The following is a 22,313-nucleotide window of genomic DNA, read 5'->3' as shown; positions in this document are numbered from 1 at the left end:
GTACCGACATGCTCACTCTCGAGAACCTCGACATCACCGATGAGGCCGCGTACGCCGCGAACGGCGGCTACCCGCACGCCGAGTTCGACCTGCTGCGCCGCGAGGAGCCGGTGTTCTGGTACCGGCGCCCCGGCTTCGAGCCGTTCTGGGTGCTGACCCGGCACGAGGACATCGCCTACGTCTCGCGCAACCCCAAGCTCTTCTCCAGCGCCCAGCGCGTCACCCTCGACACCCCCGAGGCCGTCGACATGTTCGAGGCCCAGCTGGAAGCGCGGGCCGAGATGTTCGGGCACGCCCCGGACATGCCGCCGGCCCTGTCGTACATGGACGCGCCGCGCCACCGCCACCTGCGCCAGGTCATGGCGCCCTGCTTCACGCCCAAGGCCATCAAGGAGCTGGAGGAGCGGTTCCACGAGCTCGCCGCCGAGTACGCGCAGGCGTTCACCCGCCTGCTCGACGAGAACGGCACCGCGGACGTGGCCAAGAGCCTGTCCGCCCGGCTGCCCGTCGCGGCGATCTGCGAACTGGTCGGGGCGCCCCTGAAGGACTGGGACGACATCTTCGACTGGACCGAGGGCACCACCGGGGCCGCCGACCCGGACAACCAGCGCGACGGCGAGGACGCCGAGGCCACCTTCAACCGCAACATGGGCGCCCTCAACGGCTACGTCGCCGGCCTGGTCCAGCAGCGCATGGCCGAGATCGACGGGACCGGCACGGACGTGCTCAGCCGTCTGGCCCGGGCCCGGATCGACGGCGAGGCGCTGTCCTTCCACGAGATCCTCTACACCATCTTCAACCTGCTCGTCGCGGGCATCGGAACGACCCGCAACGCGACGACCGGCGGCATCCAGGCCCTCCTGGAGAACCCGGACCAGGTGCAGAAGCTCATCGAGGACCCGTCGCTGATCGAGGGCGCGGTCGAGGAGATCCTGCGCTGGACCTCGATCGCCGTGAACTTCGTGCGCACCGCCACCCAGGACACCGAGATCGGCGGCCGGCTCATCCGCAAGGGCGAGACCGTCGCCATGTGGTACCCGGCGGCCAACCGCGACGGGGCGGTCTTCGACGACCCGCACCGCTTCGACGTCACCCGGGACGCCTCCGCCCAGATCGCGTTCGGCGGCCACGGCGAGCACGTCTGCCTCGGCCACCACCTCGCCCGCCTGGAGCTGCGGGCCGTCCTGCGGGCCGTGCTGCCGCTGCTCGCCGAGCTGGAACTCGTGCGCGAGCCCGAGTTCGCCGTGCTCCACCTCCAGGCCGCGGAAATCAAGCGGCTTGTCGTACGACGCAAGGAACGGTGAAAGACCCATGTCCGAGAATTCAGTACCGGAATCGCGGACGGTACCGGCCTCCCTTCGTGAATTCGCGGCCGGGGACGAGTCCGACCTCAATGTGGTCGCACCGTGGGTCGGCCCCGCGGTCGACGCGGAAACCGGCCGGCTGAAGGAACCGATCCGGGGGCGGCACCTGATCGCCACGTCCGTCGGCTGGCCGAAGCCCGGACACGAGCCCGCCGCCATCGCGCTGAACGAGGCCATTCTCGCCGAGCTGTACGTCCGCCCCGGTCTGCTGGCCGTGACGCTGGCGATATCCGAGAAGAACTTCAACAGCACGCGCAGCCTCAGCATCTGGGAGGACGAGCAGGCGCTGAAGGGATTCCTGAAATCCGGACCGCACATGGCGGCGGCGCGCCAGGTGAGAGAGCTCATGTACGACTGGGAAGGCGCGAACTGGGTTTCCGAGGAAACCCTCGAACTGCCGACCTTCGACGACGCCAAGGCGAAACTCGACGAGGTCCGGGCACCCGGACCGAGCGCATTCGAGTCGTATGAAGCGGACCGTCCCGCCTGACATCGCCGAGGACCGCTCGAGAACCCCTCGGGGATCCCTCGAGCCCCGCTCGAGAAAGACAAGAGAAGGAGCAACCGCATGACCGTGACCGCCGAGGCGCCGTCCCAGTCGCTGACCACCCATTTCCTGCACCATTTCGACCTGGCCTACGGCATGGTGCTCGAGCTCGCCGAGGACTTCGACAACGAGACGGCACGCCTGGCGCCGGCCCCGCACAAGCCGCTGGTCTGGTTCCTCGGGCACCTCATCTGCGCCACCGACTACTTCTCCACCCTGCACCAGGGCACCGAGTCCCTCGTCACGGAGGAGTTCTCGCGGCACTACGCGGGCAACGACAACAACGACTGGTCCTGGGGGCCTTCGCTGGAGGAGATGATCGAGCTCTACCAGCAGGTCCACGCCCGGATGCGGGCCTTCGTGGCCGGGCTGCGCCCCGAGGACCTCGACAGCGAGTCCCCGCTGGAGCCGTTCGGCGACGACCGGCTGAAGAACCTCGGAAAGGCGCTGTCCATCATCCAGATGCACGACGCCTACCACTGCGGCCAGATCGGCTGCCTGCGCGTCGCGCTCGGCAAGTCGGTGCCCTTCTAGCCATACCCCTCCCGGTTGGCCGGAAAGCTCCGGTATCCCGGATCCGTGCGGATTCGGGATACCGGAGCCACTGCTACCGTGGCACACGGTTCGCCCGTACCGCGGTTCCAGGAAGAGGGGTTTCCATGCCTTCCCACATTGCGTTCTTCAATTTCCCGGCCATCGGCCACGTGAATCCGACACTCGGCGTCGTCGAAGAACTGGTCAAGCGGGGGCACCGGGTCACCTGCACGGTGACCGACCACTTCGCGCCCGCGATAGAGGCGATCGGCGCCGAGGCCGTCCGCCACGAATCCGTATTCGGTGAGTTCTACCGCTCGCCTTACACGGAGGAGGCCAACGCGGGCGAGGGAATGCGCTGTCTCGACGACTCGCTCGCCCTCGTCGAGCAGGCCGGCCCCTTCTACGAGAAGAACCGTCCCGACGTCATCGTCCACGACTTCATGGCGTGGGGCGCGCGTTTCTACGGCGCCAAGCACGACATCCCGCTCGTCCGCCTCTACCCCACCTACGGCGCCAACGAGCACTTCTCCATCCAGGAGAAGTTCCCGCTGGCCGAATACGCCGACCCGCAGGTCATGGAAATGATCGGCAAGCTCGCCGGTCTGCTCCCGGAATTCAACCTGCCGGCCGACCCCATGGCCTTCTTCCAGAACATCGAGAAGCTCGGCATCATCTTCCTGCCGCGCGACTTCCACTACGACGGCGACACCTTCGACGAGCGCTTCGTCTTCGCCGGCCCCTGCCTGGGTGACCGCTCCTTCCAGGGCGCCTGGGAGCCCGCCTCCGCGGACCGCCCGGTCCTCCTCATCTCGCTCGGCACCGCCGCCACCGGCTGGGCCGAGTTCTTCCGCACGGCCGTCGCCGCGTTCGGCGACACCGAGTGGGACGTCGTCATGGCCGTCGGCGACCACATCGACGCCGCCGACCTCGGTCCGCTGCCCGCCAACTTCGACGTGCGCCGCCACGTCCCGCAGCTCGAAGTCCTGCGCCACACCAAGCTGTTCGTCACCCACGGCGGCATGAACAGCGTCATGGAGTCCCTGTACCACGGCGTGCCCATGGTCGTGATCCCCCAGATGAACGAGCAGAAGGCCAACGCCCTGCGCGTCGACGAGCTGGGCCTGGGCCGCCACCTGACCAAGGACGACACCACCGTCGACAGCCTGCGCGAAGCCGTCGCGGCCGTCGCCGCGGACAGCGCGGTCACCGCCCGCGTCGAGGCCATGGGCGCCGCGATGCGCCAGGTCGACGGCCCGGCGGTCGCCGCCGACGCCATCGAAAAGTACCTCGCCCAGCACGCCGGCTGACCCTCCGGCCCCACGCGAACCCCGCCCCCGGCCGCCCGGCCGGGGGCTTCCGCGTTCCGGATGCGGTCGGGGATCGGGGTGGTGGCCGTGAGACCGGTAGGACCACATGGAAGCGGCCCTGCCGCCTACCCTGTCCGTGTCGAGCTGCAAGGAGAGGGGCAAGGCCCATGTCCACCGATGCTACGCCGGACCCGTACCGCGATCAGTTGCTCTTCGGCCAGAGGCTCCTGATTCTCCGCAATCGGCGAGGGCTCACCCGCGACCAACTCGGCGGTCTCACCGGCCGGTCCGGATCGTGGGTCAAGGCTCTCGAAACCGGGCGTCTGAAGACCCCCCACCTGCCGGTCATCCTGCGCCTGGCCGAAGTGTTGCGCGTCCGGGACCTGTCCGACCTCACGGGCGACCAGTCCCTGCGCGTCAGCCTGTTCACCGGCCCCGGGCATCCCCGCTTCGCCGCGGTCCGCGAAGCACTCAACTCGCTCCAACTCGGCGGCGGGCCCGAAGCCCCGCCCGCCGCGCACCTGTCGGCCCGACTGGCCCGCGCATGGTCGGCCCGTCACTCGGCGCCCAACCACCGTGACGTCATCGGTTCCCTGCTGCCCGACCTGATCCGCGATGCGCAGGCGTGCGTGCGGCAGGCCGAGACGGTCGCCGACCGCAAGGCCGCGCAAGCATCCTTGGCGCAGGTGTACTTCCTCGCCCAGTTCTTCTGCGCCTATCAGCCCGACGCGCCCCTCGTATGGCGGGTCGCCGAGCGCGCCATGATGGCCGCGCAGGACTCCGAGGACCCGCACGCCATCGGTCTGGCCGCGTGGCTGACCACACAGGCGCACCGTGAGAGCGCGCACTTGGATGCGGCGGACGCAGTCAACCTGGAGACCCTCGGCTACCTGAAGCCGCTCCTTCCCGATGCCGGAGCGGACGTGCGGGCTGTGGCCGGCGCGCTCACGGTCGAGGCCGGGCTGACTGCGGCCCGACGCGGGGAAACGGGTACGGCGTGGCGGTACTGGGACGAGGCCCGGGCACTGGCCGAGGGCCTGCCCGCAGGGTACTTCCACCCCGTGACCTCCTTCTCCCGGGCCGTCATCGGCGCACACGCCGTCACGGTGGCCGTGGAGCTGCACGCCGGCGGGGAGTCGGCGCGGCAGGCAGCCCGCGCCGAGGCCGAAGCGATTCCGTCCCGGCCGCGACGGGCCCGGCACCGGATCGAGCAGGCCCGCGCTTATCACCTGGACGCCCAGCCCGACGTGGCACTGGCCACGCTGGCACAGGCCCACGAGGCGGCACCGGAGACCGTCCAGTACAACGGATACGCCAAGCGCATCGTGTTGGAGGAGGCCGAGGCCAAGAGCCCCGCCCGGCGCCGCCGGGCGTCCGCCCTCGCTGCCCGGCTCGGCCTGCTGACCGCGTAATCGAGGGGGCACAATCCGTGCCCCTGCCTCCCCGTGCCCGCCCCTACCGTCGTCCTGACCACCCGCTGACGACGGTAGGGAGCAACCCTGTGACCAGCTGCACCATGCCCCGCTGCACCCGAGGCGTGCTCGGCATCGACACCCCGGACAACGCCCAGGCGGGCATCCGCGCGGTCGGGGAGCCCGGCCCGGACCTCCTCGACCGCGCGCTGGCCGGCTGGGAGCGCTTCCTCGCGACCGGGGGGCTGTCCGATGGCTGAGGCGTACGCGTACGTGCCGCACCGCCTGCTCCGCAAGCGCGTCCGCGACATCGCCTCCGGCGTCGAGGGCGTGCTGATGGCCGTCATCAACGAGAACGTCTCCGCGACCGGCATCGAACACTGGGCGGAGCTGGCCTACATCCGCGGCGCGAACGGCCGTGAGTTCTCCACCGCCGTCGGCAACGTCGAGGCGGTCGGCGACTGATCCGGGCCGGGCGGCGAGCAGGCCGGCGGCCGGCTGCGTTCCGAGGCCCCTCGGCCAAGGCCCGCCACCTGCCGCGCCCTGGCCAGACCCGCACATCCGACCGAGTACGCCCAGGGTCGGTAGCTCCTCAGCCCTGGCGGGCTTGCGGTGCCCCGCCGGGGTGGCCGGTCATCATGGGCGACTGCGCGTCGGACGTGCTGTGAAACATGGAAGCGTGGCTGAGGCCGGAGGTGGTGCGGGTGGCCACTGGCCGTGCTCGTTCGACGAACCGAGCGTCGGGGCGCACATTCGGTGGTGCACGTTCGAGCGGGATGGGCGGAGGGCCGCATGTGAGTGACCCATCACGGTGATGGTCGGTCATATGGCGCTCCAGGGAGTGCAACTGACAGGGGAGCACTCATTCGCCGACGACCGTGGCGGGTTGCTCTTTAGTAAGAGAGCGCCACGTCTTATGGGCCTCTGACCAGCTGGTTCGTCGCACGGCATGTGTCCCCCAGGGCACACTTCCAGTCCCCATATGTGTTCCCAGCGAGCACATTTCGCGAAAGAATCAAGCACCGGTTGATTTTCGGGAGAGGCTGATCGGCTCCGGATCGCTGCAGGTCAGGGGGTTGGGCCTATCGACGTACAGTGCCTCGCAAGCTGCGTGTCTCCTACACCTATGTGCCCTCATTGCGACACGCCAACTCAAGCAGCCGTTGATTTTAGGCGCTTGCGGGCAGGGAAACTTCACGCCTTGTGTACTTCTGGGGCGTGGGTCGAACGGATGCCGGATCGGCGGCGTCTGCAGACCTGTCGACACGTCAAAAGTCAAGCAGGCGTTGATTTTTGGATAGTCTGGGACCGCCTGAAGAACAAGGAGGTCCTGTGACATCTGATCCGCCCGCACGTCGTCGACAGCGCGGGCCCCGGCCTGTACCCGTCCCTGCCGCCACCGGCAGCGAGGCCGAGTACGGCGACATCCTGGCCGTCCTCGGGCAGCAGCTCGGGGAGAAGGTGGCACACGCGGCCGACCCCAGCGGCCGTCGCCGGCTCACGGGAGTCCACTTCGAGTACGCGGCTGACCCGAAGGCCGTGCACGACATGGCCGGGGGAGCCGGTTACAGCCTGGCCAGCAACTGGTTCACGCAGTTGCTGGCCCAGTTGGCCGTCGCGAACAGCATCACCAAGTCCCAGCTCTGCGTGTTCCTCTTCGTCGCCGGGGGACAGGTGCCGGGCACCGGCATCACCCAGTACACGCAGCAGGAGATCACGGACGGACTGAACAAGATTGCCGCTCAGAAGGGCGGCAAAATGATCACGCGCTCCACGGTGAACCGTGCCGTGCAAGCGCTCTGCGGCTACAACTGGGTGGAAAAGGCCGGCAACGGCCGGATCCAGATCAACGTGCGCCTGTGGTTCCAGGGCAACAGCACGGCCCAGCACGAGGTCCTCGCCGAGATCGGCGAGAGGCACGAGTACGACCCGGAGTCGTTTCCGTACGGGGTGGGACCGGAAGGGGCCCATCAGGAAGAGCTGGACCTCGACTTCGGGGTCAAGGAAGATCTCCAGGCAAGGAAGCGAACCGGGTGATGGCGCTGCCAGGCCCGAGCACGGGCGATCGCTCACGAGGAAGGTTGTCCCATGGCCAACGTCATGTCTCCGATCGTCGCGGAGCGCATCTGGGCCCTGCCGCTGTCAGGGTCCGCCGTCAAGTTCCTCCAGTACCTCGTCTCCCGCAGCGAGTTCGGGGGCTCGCTCCCGGTCCGGCAGAAGGACATGGCCGCCGAGTACGGGGTCACGCCGCAGGCCGTCAGCGGGCTCATGGCGCCGCTGTGTGACCTGAACATCGTGCTGCGGCCGCGCAGCGAGGAGCGCGCCGGCAATTCGTACAGTCTTCACCCGCTCGCGGCCAAGTACGAGACCCCGGAGACCATGGAGGAGGCGTTCCGCGCCGCCCTCGTCCGCATCCAGGCGGGGGACCTGCCGAACCTGAAGCTCCCGACCTACCACCAGGCCCCGCCCGCCCCCACGGGACGCCCGAAGCTCCAGGTCGCCTGACCGGGCCCGGAGCCGCACGGGACTCTGAACGATCGAGGCCTAGAGCAGCCGAAGACCGGGCGTACGGAGGAAGTAGTCCATGTCGGCCCACTCGAACAGACACACGGCAAGAACGGCAGCCGCCGTGGGGGCGGCGAACCGCCAGGCCCCGGCCTTCCTCACCGCCCGGGCCTCACCGCGTTCCAGCAGATCAATGCCCAGTCCCCTCGTGGTGAACGCCAGATCGACAGCAGGTCCCCTGAAGCAGACCGATCGCTTCGGTCGGGAGTAAGCGGAAGAGACCGCAACTCGGCACGCCTCGTTGTCCAGGCCGACCGTGATTCCCCTGCGGAGTAGCTTGCGGGACAAGAAACCCGGAGCTGCAAGCCCGTGAGCACGCAGGCGCTGCTCACCTTGGAGGGACAGGTCCCAGTCCTCCCGCGCTTCCGCGGCCGATTGGGCGTCCGCTCGGTCTCCAGGCCGCCGGGTCAGGATGACGGGGCCCAGGGGCGTGCTGGCGCTTGCATATACGGCCTCGTGGCGGGCAGGGGCCCGCCAGGCCGTCAGGGAGACATCCCTCTTCAGTTCCACGTGCCCCCGCCTCGGATATGTGCTTGGGCGATTCCTCGCCCAAGGTAATGACGCTTCCCTCCAGGCAGCCTGAGTGCCAACGCCGAGTGAGCACCGCCCGGTTCCCGGCGTCCACGGTCTGCTCCCGCGCCCCCACCAGTGTCCGTGACGCGAACTCCCCGGCCGGGGGCGAGTCCGGGGGCCCGGGCTGTACGGCGCCTCCAGCGCCTTTCGAGACGGTCTCACGAGGGTGGGGGCGGACGACTCAGCCCTCGGCCCCCTCTGGAAGGCATCGTGAAACGACTGTTGCAGACCGCGGCGGCGGTGATCCTCACCGCAGGACTCCTGATTCCCACGGCGGCCGCCGAGGAAGCCTCCTCCCCGACCCAGCGGCCGGCGCGCTTCGCGCTGCCGGGCTCCCTCTCCTCGCCGTTCGGCAAGGGCAGCTTCCGGTTCGGTGTCTCGAGCTCCGCTACCCAGATCGAGGACCAGAACACCAACACCGACTGGTACAAGTGGACCCAGCCCGTCGCCGAAGGCGGCATGGGCAAGAGCCCCGCCGTCGGCGAGGGCGTCGACGGCTACACGCTGGCCATCGAGGACATCGACCTCATCGCCGCCCTGAAGGTCGACTCGTACCGCTTCGGCATCGAGTGGGCGCGCATCGAGCCCCGCCGCGGCCAGATCGACGAGCAGGCGATCGCCCACTACAACAAGGTGATCGACGCCCTCGTCGCCCGCGGCATCCGCCCGGTCGTCACCATCCACCACTTCGCCAACCCGGTGTGGGTGGACAACCCCGAGGACCTCACCTGCGCGGCGGGCCCCTCGGACACCAACCTCTGCGGGCTCGACCACCCCCAGGGCGGGCCGCTCGTCGTCCAGGCCATGGCCGACCACTCCAAGCTGCTCGCCGAGCGGTTCGGCGACCGGGTCCGCGAGTGGGTGACCCTCAACGAGCCCGGCGTGTACATGATGTTCTCGCACGCCTTCGGCGCGGGCCCGCCCGGCAAGGCCAACCTCCCCACGAACTTCGACACGAAGTTCGCTCCGGCCGTGCGCACGTACATCGCCGCCCACGCCGCCATGTACAAGGCGATCAAGAAGGTGGACCCGGGCGCCAGCGTCGGCCTGACCGCCAGCGTCAAGCAGTACGAGGCCGTCCGCGACGGCAAGATCAGCACCGAGCCCCGCGACATCGCCGCCCGGGACCGCTTCCGCCGCTTCTTCGAGCTGAACTTCCTCGACTCGCTGCGCAACGGCACCTTCGACGCCAACTACGACGGCACGCCCGACGAGCAGCACCCGGAGTGGAAGAACACCCTGGACTGGCTCGGCATCCAGCTCTACGACCGCACCGGCGTCACCGACCCGACCACCCCCGGGCCGACCACCCTGCCCGTCATCAACGTCGACGTGTGCGGCGCGCCGCCCTGCTTCCCGCTCAAGGACCCGACCTACTTCATCCCCGACATGGGCTACGAGTCGGACCCCCAGGGCCTCTACCCGGTCCTCAAGGACTTCAGCCGCCGCTACAAGGGCCTGCCGCTGCTCGTCTCCGAGTCCGGCATGGCCACCGCCTCGGGCACCCGACGCGCCGAGTTCATCGTCCGCGCCCTGGAGCAGATCCAGCGGGTGCGCGCCGAAGGAGTCGACGTCCGCGGCTACTACCACTGGAGCCTGATGGACAACTTCGAGTGGCTCGGCGGCTACAAGCCGCGCTTCGGCCTCTACGCCGTCGACCGCACCACGATGAAGCGCACCCCCACCGAAGCGGTGGGCGTCTACGCCCAGATCGCCGGCTCCCGCACCCTGAGCCCGGCCCTGCGCGCCCAGTACGGCGGCAGCGGCCCGCTCACCCCGGAGCCGGGCAACGCCCCCGCCGCTCCCGCGGGCACCGCCGACCCGGCCGTCACCGGCCGCCGGGACTGACCCCCACGGCCGGGCGCACACCGCGCCCGGCCACCCGTCCTACGCCGAGGCCTCGGTCCGAACGATCTCCAAGGATGCCCAGATGAGCAACGCCCAGGTGAACAGCCCCGCCGCTGACGCACCCGTGCCCGTCGCCGCGGACATAGCCGCGCGGCTGCGGGAGACGATCGCCGGACTCCTGGAGATCGGCGCCGAGTCGGTGGACGAGAACCGTTCCCTGCGGGACCTGGGAATGACGTCCGTCTCCATCGTGGCGATGCTGGAGAGCACCGCAGCCTGGCTCGGCCGCCCCGTCCCCGCCTGGGTCGCCTGGCAGTACCCCACCGTGGCCGCCCTCGCCGGACACCTCGCGGGCGACGACCGCCCCGCGGCTCCCGGCGCCGGCGCCGCCCGCACCCGCACCCGCGCCCACGCGCAGGAACCCATTGCCGTCGTCGGCCTCGGCTGCCGGCTGCCCGGCGGCATCGAGACCCCCGACGCCCTGTGGCAGAGCCTCCTCGACGGCATCGACGCCGTGCGCGAGGTCCCGCGCGACCGCTGGAACGCCGACGAGTGGCTCGACCCCGACCCCCGCGCCCCCGGCCGGATGACCACCCGCTGGGGCGGCTTCCTCGACGACGTCGCCGGCTTCGACGCCGAGCTGTTCCGCATCTCGCCCGCCGAAGCCCGCCAGATGGACCCCCAGCAGCGCATGGCCCTGGAGACCGCCTGGGCGGCCGTCGAGGACGCCCGCATCGTCCACGGCGACCTCGCGGGCACCCGCACCGGCGTGTTCATGGGCACCATGGCGCAGGAGTACCACCTGGCCACCGGCGCCGATCCGGACACCATCGAGACCCACTCCGCCACCGGCTGGGACAACTCGATCATCCCCGCCCGCATCGCCTACACCCTCGGCCTGCACGGCCCCGCCCTCGCCGTCGCCACCGCCTGCAGCTCCTCGCTGACCGCCACCCACCTCGCCGTCCAGAGCCTGCGCTCCGGCGAGTCCGACCTCGCCCTCGCCGGCGGCGTCAACATCATGCTCAGCCCGCACACCACCGTCGCCATGACGAAGTTCGGCGGCATGAACCCCGACGGCCAGTGCCGCGCCTTCGACGCCGGCGCGGGCGGCTACGTACGCGGCGAGGGCTGCGGCATCGTCGTCCTGCGCCGCCTGTCCGACGCCCTCGCCGAAGGCGACCGGATCTACGCCGTCATCCGCGGCAGCGCCGTCAACAACGACGGCGCCTCCAACGGCCTCACCGCCCCCAATCCGCGCGCCCAGACCGAGGTGCTGCGCGCCGCCTGGCAGGACGCCGCCGTCGCCCCCCGGCACGTCTCCTACGTCGAGGCCCACGGCACCGGCACCCTCCTGGGCGACCCCATCGAAGCCGAGGCCCTGGGCAGCGTCTTCGCCGAAGGCCGCGAAGAACCCCTGCGCATCGGCTCCGCGAAGACCAACTTCGGCCACCTGGAACCCGCCGCGGGCGTCGTCGGCCTGATGAAGACCGCCCTCGCCCTGCACCACGGCGAACTCCCCGCCAGCCTGCACTTCGAGACCCCCAACCCGCACATCGACTTCGAGGCCGGCCGCCTCGAGGTCGTCGCCGAGCGCCGCCCCTGGCCGCAGGGCGGCCGCCGGTACGCCGGCGTCAGCGGCTTCGGCTTCGGCGGCACCAACGCCCACATCGCCCTCGAGGAGGCCCCCTACCGGCGGCGCCTGCTCGTACCGCTGGCCGCCGACACCGACGAGGAACTGCGCGACGCCGCCGGGGCGCTGGCCGCCCGCGCCGGCAGCGGCCACGGCTGGTACGCCCCCGAACTCCTCGCCCGCGCCGCCGGAACCCAGCGGATCGTCGCCGCCGTGAACCACCCCGACGAGCTCGCCGACGCCCTGCGCGAGCGCCTCGAGAACCGCACGCCGCGCACCCCCGGCGCCCGCCCCTCGCTGGCCTTCTTCTTCTCCGGCCACGGATCGCAGTGGCTCGGCATGGGCCGCGACCTGCTCGCCGAACCCGCCTTCCGCACCGCACTCGACGCCTGCGACACCGCGATCCGCGAGGCCACCGGCTGGTCGGTCACCGAGGAACTGCTCGCCGGCCCCGACACCTCCCGCCTGGACCGCACCGACGTCGTCCAGCCCGTCCTGTTCGCCGTGCAGGTCGCCCTCGCCCGCACCCTGGAGGCCTGGGGCCTGGAGCCGTGCACCGTCTTCGGCCAGAGCATCGGCGAGGTCGCCGCCGCCGTCGTGGCCGGCGCCCTGCCGCTGGGCGAAGGCGCCCGCCTCATCGGCACCTGGTCGCAGCTCATCACCGAACGCGCCGCCGGCCAGGGCACCCTGCTGCTGTGCGAACTCCCGCTCGAGCGCGCCCGCGAGCTCGTCGCCCGCCACCCCGGCCGGATCTCCCTCGCCGGACACCTCGCCCCCGGCCAGAGCGCCGTGTCCGGACCGCTGGACGCCGTGGCCGCCGTGGAACGCGAACTCGCCGAGGCCGGGGTGCGCTGCCAGCGCGTCCACATCGACTACGCCTCCCACAGTGAGCAGCTCGCCGCCCTCGCCCCCGAACTCGAACGCCGTCTGGGCACCCTGCGCACCCGCCCGGCCGCCATCCCCTTCTGGTCGACCGTCACCAACGGCTTCACCGACGGCACCGCCCTCGACGCCGCGTACTGGGCCCGCAACATGTGCGCCCCCATGCTGATCACCGAGGCCGTCACCGCGCTCACCGACGAACGGGGCCTGGCGATCGTCGAGATCGCCCCGCACCCCGTCGCCCGGCACTCCCTCAAGCGCACCCTGACCGCACTCGCCGAGGCGGGCGCCGACGCCGGCCGCACCGGGCCCGCCCCCGGCCCCTCCACGGTCCTGGTCACCGGCCGACGCGACCGCTCCGCCCGCCGCTCCCTCGAGGACGTCGCCGTCCGCCTGTGGTGCGAGGGCTACGACGTGGACTGGGGCGCCGTCACCGGCCGGCCCCAGCGCCCCGCCCCCACCGCTCCCGTCGCCGTGACCGTCTCCGGCAAGAGCGCCGCCGCCCTCGCCGCGAACGCCGCCGCCCTCGCCGACCACCTGGCCGGCGCCTCCACGGCCACCCTCCTCGACACCGCGTACACCGCCGCAGGCCGCCGCTCGCACCTGGAGCACCGGGCCGTGGCCGTCGCCTCCACCGCCGACGAAGCCGCCGAAGCCCTGCGCGCCCTCGCCCAGGGAGCGCCGCACCGGGCCCTGACCGAGGGCACCGCCCGCCAGGGCGACCTGGCGGTCCTCTTCACCGGGCAGGGCAGCCAGCGCCTCGCCATGGGACGCGCCCTGTACGGGGCCCTGCCCGCCTTCCGCCAGGCCTTCGACGACGTGTGCGCGGAACTCGACCGCCACCTGCGGATCCCGCTCGTCGCCGTCCTGTTCGCCGATCCCGACGGCGCCGACGGGGCACTGGTCCACGAGACCGAGTTCACCCAGCCCGCCCTGTTCGCCGTCGAGGTCGCCCTCTTCCGCCAGTGGCAGGCCTGGGGCGTGCAGCCGCGCGTCCTGGCCGGCCACTCGGTCGGCGAACTCGCGGCCGCGCACGCGGCCGGCGTGCTGGGCCTGGCCGACGCGGCCCGGCTGGTGGCCGCCCGCGGCCGCCTCATGCAGGCCTGCGAGCGGGGCGGGGCGATGGCCTCCGTCGAGGCGTCCGAGGCCGAGGTGCTGGACGTCCTCGCGGACGTGGACGGCCGGATCGCGGTCGCCGGGCTCAACGGTCCGGCGCAGACCGTCGTCAGCGGCGACGCCGCGGCCGTCACCGCCGTCATCGGCCGGTTCGCCGCCCGGGGGCGCCGCACGCGCAGGCTGGAGGTCTCCCACGCCTTCCACAGCCCGCACATGGACGCGATGCTCGACGCCTACCGGGCCGTGGCCCAGGAGTGCGTGTTCGACGCCCCGCGGATCCCGCTCGTCTCCACCGTCACCGGCACCTGGACGGACACCGACCTCGCACCGGGCGAGGGCATGCGCTCCGCGGAGTACTGGGTGCGCCAGGTCCGCGAACCCGTCCGCTTCCTCGACGCCATGGCCACCCTGGAGGGGGCCGGCATCGCCCGCTACCTCGAATGCGGTCCCGCCGCCGTGCTGTCCGCGACGGGCGCCGGCTGCGTCGCGCGCGAGGTCCCCTTCATCGCCTCCCAGCGGGCCGACGAGAGCGACGAGGCCCGCACCCTCGTCCAGGCCCTCGGCGCGCTGCACGTCAGCGGCCAGGACGTCGACTGGTGCAAGGTGTTCACCGGCACCTGCGCCACCGTCACCGACCTGCCCACGTACGCCTTCCAGCGCGAACGCCACTGGATCGAGGCCCCCGACCGGGTCCGCGGCGGCCGCTCCGGCGCCGACGACGCGCTGTGGCAGGCCGTCGGAAGCGGCGCGGCCGACCGCGTCGCCGAACTCCTCGGCATCGCCGACAGCGTCACCGACAGCACCGCCGTCGCCGCCCTGCTGCCCCACCTCGCCGCCTGGCGCGAACGCCAGGACCACGCCGACACCGTCGCCGACTGGCTGTACGAGCAAACGTGGGAGCCCACCCGCACCCTTCCCACACCCGCGGCCACACCGGGCCACTGGCTCCTGGTCACCCCCACCCAGCCGACGACCGCCACCGGCGCCGAGACCCGTGCAGGCTCCGCCACCGGCGCCGAGACCCGGACAGCCTCCGCCACCGGCGCCGAAACCCGTGCAGGCTCCGCCACCGGCGCCGAGACCCGTGCAGGCTCCGCCACCGGCGCCGAAACCTACGCAGCCTCCGCCCCCGGCGCCGAAACCCCCGCCCAGGCGCTCGCCGCGCCCGAAGCCCCGGCCCAGGCCGCCGCCCCCGCCGGGGAGCCGGCCCTCGTCGCCGCCGTCGCCGAGGCGCTCACGGCTGCCGGGGCCACCGTCCACATCCTCCCGGCCCACGACGACCGCACCGGCTACGGGGCCCCGTTGGCCGCACTCGGCGCGGAGCTCGGCGAGCGGCAGCTCGCCGGCGTACTCGCCCTCACCCCCGCCGACACCACCGCCCACCCCGCCCACCCGGCCACCACCACGGGCGCCGCCCAGACCCTGGCCCTCGTCCAGGCCCTCGGCGACGCCGCCGTCCGCGCCCCGCTGTGGCTCGTCACCCAGGGCGCCGTCCACGCCGCACCCGCCGACCCGGCCCCCCGCCCCGACCAGGCCCTCGCCTGGGGCCTGGGCCACGTCATCGCCCTGGAACACGGCAGCCGCTGGGGCGGCCTCGTCGACCTCCCCGCCGACCCCGCCCAGGCCCTGGCCGAAACCCCGCGCCTCGCCGCGGCCGTCACCGCTGCCTCCGCCGGGGGCGCCGGCTCCCGCGAGGAGCACCTGGCGCTGCGCCCCCTCGGCGCGTACGTCCGCAGGCTGCGCCGGGCCACCGTGCCCGCCGCCACCCCCTGGACCCCCCGCGGCACCGTCCTCATCACCGGCGGCAGCGGCGCCCTCGCCGGCCACCTCGCCCAGCGCCTCGCCGAGCGCGGCGCCGAACACCTCGTCCTCGTCTCCAGACGAGGCGCCCGGGCCGAGGGAGCCGCCGAGCTCACCGCCCGCCTCGAGGCCGCCGGCGCCCGCGTCACCTTCGCCGCCTGCGACCTCACCGACCGCGAGCAGACCCAGCGGCTCCTGGACGGCCTGGAGGCGGAGCAGCCGCCCCTGCGCGCCGTCTTCCACACCGCGGGCGTCCTCGACGACCGCCTCCTGGACCGCCTCGACCCCGAGGCCCTGGCCGCCTCCGCGGCGCCCAAGCTCGGCGCGGCCCGCCTGCTGGCCGAGCTCACCCGCGACCACGCCCTCGACGCGTTCGTCCTCTACTCCTCCGTCGTCGGCGTCCTCGGCAACCTCGGCCAGGCCAACTACGCCATGGCCAACGCCGCCCTCGACGCCTTCGCCGAAAGCCTGCGCGCCGCCGACGTGCCCGCCCTCAGCCTCGCCTGGGGACCCTGGGCCGACGGCGGCATGACGCACGGCGCGGCCGAGGCCCAGCTGCGCGCCGCCGGACTGGCCCCCATGGCCGTGGCCCGCGCCCTGACGGCCCTGGACTCGGCGCTCGCCTCGGGCCGCTCCCTGGTCGTCGCCGACATCGACTGGCAGAAGGCCGCCGCCGGCTACGGCGAAACCCGCCCGCGCCGCTTCCTCGACGAGATCCCGGAGGCCCGTACGGCTCCGGCCGCCACCGCAACCGGCGCCGGCGCCGCGGCCGACGGCGGGAACCCGTTCCTGTCCGCAGTCCTGGCCCTGCCCGAGGCGGACCGCGCGGCCCACGTACGGGCCGTGCTCGCCGCCGAGGCCGCCGCCGTACTCGGCATCAAGGACCCGCAGTCCCTCGACCCGGACCGCGGGTTCAAGGACCTGGGCTTCGGCTCGATGATGTCCATCGACTTCGCCGCCGGCGTCCAGAAGCGCACCGGCGTCACCACCCCCAAGACGCTGGCCTTCGACTGCCCGAACCTCACCACCGCCACCGACTGGCTGCTCGCCAAGCTCACCCCCGAGGCTCCCGCGGCCGCCACGGCCACCGCCCCGTCCGGCCCCCGCTCCGGCCACGCGGACGAGCCCCTCGCCATCGTCGGCGTGGGCCTGCGCATGCCCGGCGGCGCCCACGACCTCGACAGCCTCTGGACCGTCCTCGCCGAAGGCCGCGACACCGTCACCACCGTGCCCGGGGACCGCTTCGACATCGACGCCTTCTACGACGCCGACCCGGACGCGGAAGGCCGTACGTACGCCCGCCACGCCTCCTTCCTCGACGACGTCGCCCACTTCGACGCCGCCTTCTTCGGCATCAGCCCCCGCGAGGCCGAGCCGATGGACCCCCAGCACCGCCTGCTCCTCGAAGCGGCCTGGACCTCCCTCGAGGACGCCGGGATCCGGCCCCGCGAGCTGCGCGACTCCCGTACGGGCGTCTTCGTCGGCGCGGGTGTCGGCGAGTACGGCAAGTACCGGCAGGGCGGGGCCCCCGACACGTACACGCTCACCGGCACCCTCCCCAGCTTCAACGCGGGCCGCCTCTCCTACCACCTCGGCCTCCAGGGCCCGGCGCTGTCCGTCGACACCGCCTGCTCCTCGTCCCTGGTCGCCCTGCACCTGGCCTGCGAGGCGCTGCGCAACGACGAGTGCGAACTCGCCCTGGCCGGCGGCGTGCAGGTGCTCGCCGACCCGGGTTCCTTCATCGCGCTGAGCCGCTCGCACGCCCTGTCCCCGGACGGCCGCAGCAAGACCTTCTCCGCCGAGGCCGACGGCTACGGGCGCGGCGAGGGCGTCGGCGTGCTCGCCCTCATGCGGCTCTCGGACGCGCAGGCGCAGAACCGCACGGTCCTCGGGGTCATCCGGGCGACCGCCATCAACCACGACGGCGCCAGCAGCGGCATCACCGCCCCCAACGGCACCTCCCAGCAGAAGGTCATCCGCGCCGCCCTCGCCTCGGCCGGCCTCGCACCCGCCGACGTCGACTACGTCGAATGCCACGGCACGGGCACCTCGCTCGGCGACCCGATCGAGGTCCAGGCACTGGCCGCGGTCTACGGCGAAGGCCGCGCGCCGGGCCGCGAGCTCGGGCTGGGTACCGCCAAGAGCGTCATCGGGCACCTGGAGTCGGCGGCCGGCGTCGCGGGCGTGTGCAAGATGCTCGCCTCCTTCCGGCAGGACGCCCTCCCGGCGACCCTGAACAGCTCGCCGCGCAACCCGAACATCGCCTGGGACGAACTGCCCGTCCGGGTCGTCGACGCGTTCACTCCGTGGGAGCGCGACGCCTCGCGCCCGCGCCGCGCGGGCGTCTCCTCCTTCGGCCTGAGCGGTACCAACGCCCACGTGGTGCTGGAGGAACCCCCGGCCACCGCACCGGCCGCCGCCCCGGACACCGGGACGACCGCCTCCTCGTACCCGGTGGTCGTGTCGGGCCGTGACGACACCGCGCTGCGCGAGCAGGCCGCCCGCTGGGCGGACTGGGTCGAGGAACGGCCCGGCGTGCCGCTGGCGGACGTGGCGGCCACGGCCGCCCGGCACCGGACGCACTTCGAGTCCCGGGCGAGCGTCGTCGCGGCGGACTCCGCCGGTCTGGTGGAGGCGCTGCGTGCGCTCGCCGAGGGCGACGCGCACGACGCGGTCGTGACGGGTTCGGCCGCGCGCCGCGGCAAGGTCGTGTTCGTCTATCCGGGTCAGGGCTCGCAGTGGGTCGGCATGGGCCGTGCGCTGCTCGCCGAGAACGAGACCTTCCGGCAGACGATCGACGCCTGTGACGCTGCTCTGCGTCCGTTCACGGGCTGGTCGGTGCGCGAGGTGCTGGCGGGGGAGGAGGGTGACCACCCGCCGTTCGACCGGGTGGACGTGGTGCAGCCCGCCCTGTTCGCCATGGGTGTGGGCCTGTCCGCGGTCTGGCGCTCGCTGGGTGTGGAGCCGTCCGCGGTGGTGGGTCACTCGCAGGGAGAGGTCGTCGCCGCTGTCGTGAGCGGTGCTCTGACTCTGGAGCAGGGCTCGCAGATCGTCGCCCAGCGTTCCCAGGCCGTCCTGGCCCTGGCTGGTCAGGGCGGTATGGCTCTGATCGAGCGGCCGGTGGCGGAGGTCGAGGAGTTCATCGCCCCGTACGGGGAGGCACTTTCCGTCGCCGCGGTGAACACGGCCGGTTCGACGGTGATCTCGGGTCAGGCCGACGCGATCGCGAAGATCGTGGCGGAGCTCTCCGAGCAGAACGTGTACGCCCGCAAGATCAACGTGGACTACGCGTCCCACAACGCCCAGATGGACCCGCTGCTCCCCGCACTGGCGGAGGGCTTCACCGGCATCACCCCGCAGTCCGCGGACCTCGCCTTCTACTCCACGGTCACGGGCCAGGTCGCCGACGGCAGCGAGCTGGACGGGACCTACTGGTGCCGCAACCTGCGCGAGCCGGTCCGCTTCGACCGGGCCCTGAACCGCCTCCTGGACGACGGCCACGGCGTGTTCGTCGAGATCAGCGCCCACCCGGTGCTGTCCATGCCGCTGACCGACGGCAGCGCCGAGCACGGCGGCATCGTCGTCGGCTCGCTCAGCCGCCGCGACGGAACGCCGGCCCAGCTGCAGCGCAACCTCGGCCTGCTCCACGTCCAGGGCCACGACCTCGACTGGGACCGCGTCCTGGGCGCGGGAAACCTCGTACCGCTGCCCTCGTACGCCTTCCAGCGCGAACACTTCTGGCTCCCCGTCGCCCAGACCTCCGGCGACGCCGGCTCCCTGGGCCTGGAAGCCTCCCGGCACCCCTGGCTCGGCGCGGGCATCGAACTCGCCGACGCCGACGGCCACGTCTTCACCGGCCGCCTCTCGCTCACCGACCAGCCGTGGCTGCGCGACCACACCGTCTTCGGCTCGGTCATCGTCCCCGGCACCGGCCTGCTCGAACTGGCCACGGCCGCCGCCCACGAGGCGGGGGCCGCCGGCATCGCCGAACTCACCCTCGCCGAACCGCTGGTCATCGAGGACGCCGTACGCCTCCAGATCACCGTGGGCGCCCCGCACAACGGCCGCCGCCCGATCGCCCTCCACAGCCGGCCCGACGGCCCCGGCCGCGCCTGGACCCGCCACGCGAGCGGCGAGCTGCTGCTCGAACCCGACCACCACGCCCAGAGCACCCAGAGCACCCAGAGCGCCCAGCTCGTCCGCGACGGGTTCGCCGACCTCCGCAGCTGGCCGGTGGCCGGCGCCGAGCGGGTCGGACTCGACGGGTTCTACGACCGCTTCGAGGCCCAGGGCATCGACTACGGCCCGGCCTTCCGGGGCCTGACCGAGCTCTGGCGCAAGGGCAGCACGGCCTACGGGCTCGTACGCCTCCCCGACCCGGCCGCGGGCGCCGACTACAACGTGCACCCCGCCCTCCTCGACACCGCCCTGCACGTCATGAAGGGCGCGACGGCGGGACAGGACGAACCCGAGGGCGCACTGCTGCCGTTCGAGTGGACGGACGTCGAGCTGTTCGCGGCAGGCAGCGCGGAGCTCCGCGTCCGCATCGACGTCGAAGAGTCCGCGGCCGGCCAGTCCGTCCAGGTCTGGGCCGCCGACGCGGCGGGTGCCCCCGTCGTCCGCGTCGGCGCGCTCCACCTGCGCCGGGCCACCGCCGACCAGCTGCGCGCGGCCCGTTCCACCGGTGCTCAGGACCTCCACCGGCTCGCGTTCCTGCCCGTACCGGCGTCCGCCGCGGCCTCCGGGTCCCGCACCGCGGACCTGGTGCTCGGCGGAACCGGGGAACTCGCCTCGCTGCTCGGCACCGAGACGCTGCCCGGCATCGAGCCCCTGTCCGCGCGGCTGGCCGCGGGCGCCCCGGCACCCGCCCGCATCGTCGTGGACACGACCGGCCGGGCCCCCGCCATGAGCCCGTCCGAAGCCGTCTTCCGCGGGGGCGAGTACACCCTCGCCCTGCTCCAGGCCCTGCTGGCCGACGAGCGGCTGGCCGGCACCGAACTCGTCTTCGTGACCCGCGGCAGCATCGGCGCCGTGGAGGGCGACCCGGTCGACGGACTGGCCTACGCACCCCTGTGGGGCCTGGTCAGGTCGGCCCGCGCCGAACACCCCGGCCAAGTCCTGCGCCTGCTGGACCTCGGCCACGACAGCACCAAGGACGCCGTCGAGACCGCACTGGCCTGCGCCGACGAGCCGGAACTCGCCCTGCGCGGAGGACAACTGCTGGCCGCCCGCCTGGTCCCGGCCGACCGGCCCACCGCCACCGGCACGGGCGCCGGTACGGCCGCCGGCGCCGCTCCCGGTGAGGCCCGCGCGCTCGATCCGCAGGGCACCGTCCTGATCACGGGCGGCGTCGGCGAGCTCGGCCGCGAGGTCGCCCGCCACCTGGTCCGCCGACACGGCGTCCGGCACCTCGTACTCACCTCACGGCGGGGCGCCGATGCGCCCGGAGCCGCGGAACTCATACACCAGCTCATGGAAGAAGGCGCGGAATGCGTGCGGGTAGAGGCCTGTGATGTCGGTCGTCGCGATGACGTGGAGAAGGTGCTCGGTCTTGCTGAGGAGGGTCGGCCCTGGACGGCGGTCCTGCACCTCGCGGGCGTCCTGGACGACGGTCTGCTCCTCGGCCAGGACGCACAGCGGCTCGCTCATGTGATGGAGCCGAAGATGACCGGCGCCGTCCACCTCGACGAGGTGACCGCCGGCATGGGCCTGGACCTCGCCGCGTTCGTGTTCTTCTCCTCCGCCGCCGGCACCGTCGGCACGGCGGGGCAGGGCATCTACGGCGCGGCCAACGCCTGCCTCGACGCGTACGCGGCCCACCGCCGGGCCGCGGGACGCCCGGTCACCAGCCTCGCCTGGGGCCTGTGGCACCAGGCCGGGGTCGGCATGACCTCGCACCTCGGCACGGCGGAACTGGACCGGATGCGCCGCCAGGGCATCGCCCCGCTCGGCTTCGCGCACGGTCTGGACCTGCTGGACGCGGCACTCGCCCGCCCGGCCGGCAACTTCGTACCCCTGCAGCTCGACCTGCGCGCCGCGCAGAGCGAGGTGGACCAGGGCAGGGCGGCGCCCGCCCTGTTCCGGTCCCTCGTACGGTCCCGGCCGCGCCGGGCCGAGGCCCCGGCCGCCGCCTCCGGCAGCCCGGCCGGCCTGCGGGAGCGGCTGCTGGCGGTGCCCGGGGACCAGTGGGCCGACCAGGTGACGGAGCTGGTGCTGCGCGAGGTGGCCGCCGTACTGGGCCTGAACTCGACCGGATCCCTCTCCCCGCAGGAAGTGCTCAAGGGGCTCGGCCTCGACTCGCTGATGGCGGTGGAGCTGCGCCGGCGCCTGGCGACGGAGAGCGGGGTACCGCTGCCCGCGACCCTCGCCTTCGACCACCCGACGCCCGAGCACATCGCGCGGCTGATCCTGAGCCGGCTGGACCTCCCGGCTCCGGTACCCGCCGCGGCGGCGGCCGCTGCGACGGCGACGGCGACGGCGACGGCGACGACGGCGACGGCGGCGGCTGCGGCTGCGGCGATCGAGGACCTCGGCGTCGCGGACGACGCCGCGGACGACGGCGAACGCTCCGTCGAGGACCTCAACGCCGAACTCGACGCCCTGTTCGCGGCGGAGGGATTCGGCCTCGACTAAGGCCTCGCAAAGCCTCCTGCAAGGCCTCCCGCAACGCCTCTAGAAAGGCCTCCCGCAAGGCCTCCGAGGCCGCGCCACTGGGCACACCAGGTCACG

11 protein-coding genes are annotated in these 22,313 nt (G+C 72.7%); all 11 read left to right on the top strand.

Annotation, left to right across the window (positions count from 1 at the left end; translation table 11 throughout):
- Positions 1 to 8: 8 nt before the first annotated feature.
- The 11 genes from AB0D44_RS10750 to AB0D44_RS10700 all read left to right on the top strand — a co-directional run bounded on the left by AB0D44_RS10750 (position 9) and on the right by AB0D44_RS10700 (position 22,217).
- Entirely contained in the window at positions 9 to 1,304 is a 1,296-nt protein-coding gene (locus AB0D44_RS10750) for a cytochrome P450 (RefSeq protein WP_362587590.1), read from the top strand.
- A gap of 7 nt (positions 1,305 to 1,311) precedes the next feature.
- On the top strand, positions 1,312 to 1,854 hold the full coding sequence (locus AB0D44_RS10745; RefSeq protein ID WP_362587587.1) for an antibiotic biosynthesis monooxygenase: 543 nt from the start codon (positions 1,312 to 1,314) through the stop codon (positions 1,852 to 1,854).
- Between the two features lie 78 nt (positions 1,855 to 1,932).
- Positions 1,933 to 2,445, top strand: coding sequence for a DinB family protein (locus AB0D44_RS10740; protein ID WP_362587584.1), 513 nt, complete (start codon positions 1,933 to 1,935; stop codon positions 2,443 to 2,445).
- Between the two features lie 125 nt (positions 2,446 to 2,570).
- The gene (locus AB0D44_RS10735; protein WP_362587581.1) at positions 2,571 to 3,755 is read left to right on the top strand and encodes a macrolide family glycosyltransferase; all 1,185 of its coding nucleotides are present in this window, start codon (positions 2,571 to 2,573) and stop codon (positions 3,753 to 3,755) included.
- 167 nt (positions 3,756 to 3,922) lie between these two features.
- A complete protein-coding gene (locus AB0D44_RS10730) occupies positions 3,923 to 5,167 on the top strand; it encodes a helix-turn-helix transcriptional regulator (RefSeq protein WP_362587578.1) in 1,245 nt (414 codons plus the stop codon).
- 89 nt (positions 5,168 to 5,256) lie between these two features.
- Positions 5,257 to 5,427 (top strand): hypothetical protein, encoded by a 171-nt coding sequence (locus AB0D44_RS10725; RefSeq protein WP_362587575.1) that lies wholly within the window; start codon positions 5,257 to 5,259, stop codon positions 5,425 to 5,427.
- Positions 5,420 to 5,632 (top strand): hypothetical protein, encoded by a 213-nt coding sequence (locus AB0D44_RS10720; RefSeq protein WP_362587572.1) that lies wholly within the window; start codon positions 5,420 to 5,422, stop codon positions 5,630 to 5,632. Before AB0D44_RS10725 ends, AB0D44_RS10720 begins: the two co-directional genes overlap by 8 nt.
- 867 nt (positions 5,633 to 6,499) lie before the next feature.
- The gene (locus AB0D44_RS10715; protein WP_362587569.1) at positions 6,500 to 7,204 is read left to right on the top strand and encodes a hypothetical protein; all 705 of its coding nucleotides are present in this window, start codon (positions 6,500 to 6,502) and stop codon (positions 7,202 to 7,204) included.
- Between the two features lie 51 nt (positions 7,205 to 7,255).
- Positions 7,256 to 7,672 (top strand): hypothetical protein, encoded by a 417-nt coding sequence (locus AB0D44_RS10710; protein ID WP_362587566.1) that lies wholly within the window; start codon positions 7,256 to 7,258, stop codon positions 7,670 to 7,672.
- Positions 7,673 to 8,515: 843 nt separating this feature from the next.
- Complete coding sequence (locus AB0D44_RS10705; protein WP_362587563.1) at positions 8,516 to 10,153, top strand: family 1 glycosylhydrolase; 1,638 nt, start codon at positions 8,516 to 8,518, stop codon at positions 10,151 to 10,153.
- Between the two features lie 82 nt (positions 10,154 to 10,235).
- The gene (locus AB0D44_RS10700; protein ID WP_362587560.1) at positions 10,236 to 22,217 is read left to right on the top strand and encodes an SDR family NAD(P)-dependent oxidoreductase; all 11,982 of its coding nucleotides are present in this window, start codon (positions 10,236 to 10,238) and stop codon (positions 22,215 to 22,217) included.
- Positions 22,218 to 22,313 lie beyond the last annotated feature (96 nt).

The organism is Streptomyces sp. NPDC048349, from assembly GCF_040651925.1.
Classification (GTDB): Bacteria; Actinomycetota; Actinomycetes; order Streptomycetales; family Streptomycetaceae; genus Streptomyces.
This window is presented reverse-complemented; position numbering and strand designations above follow the sequence as displayed.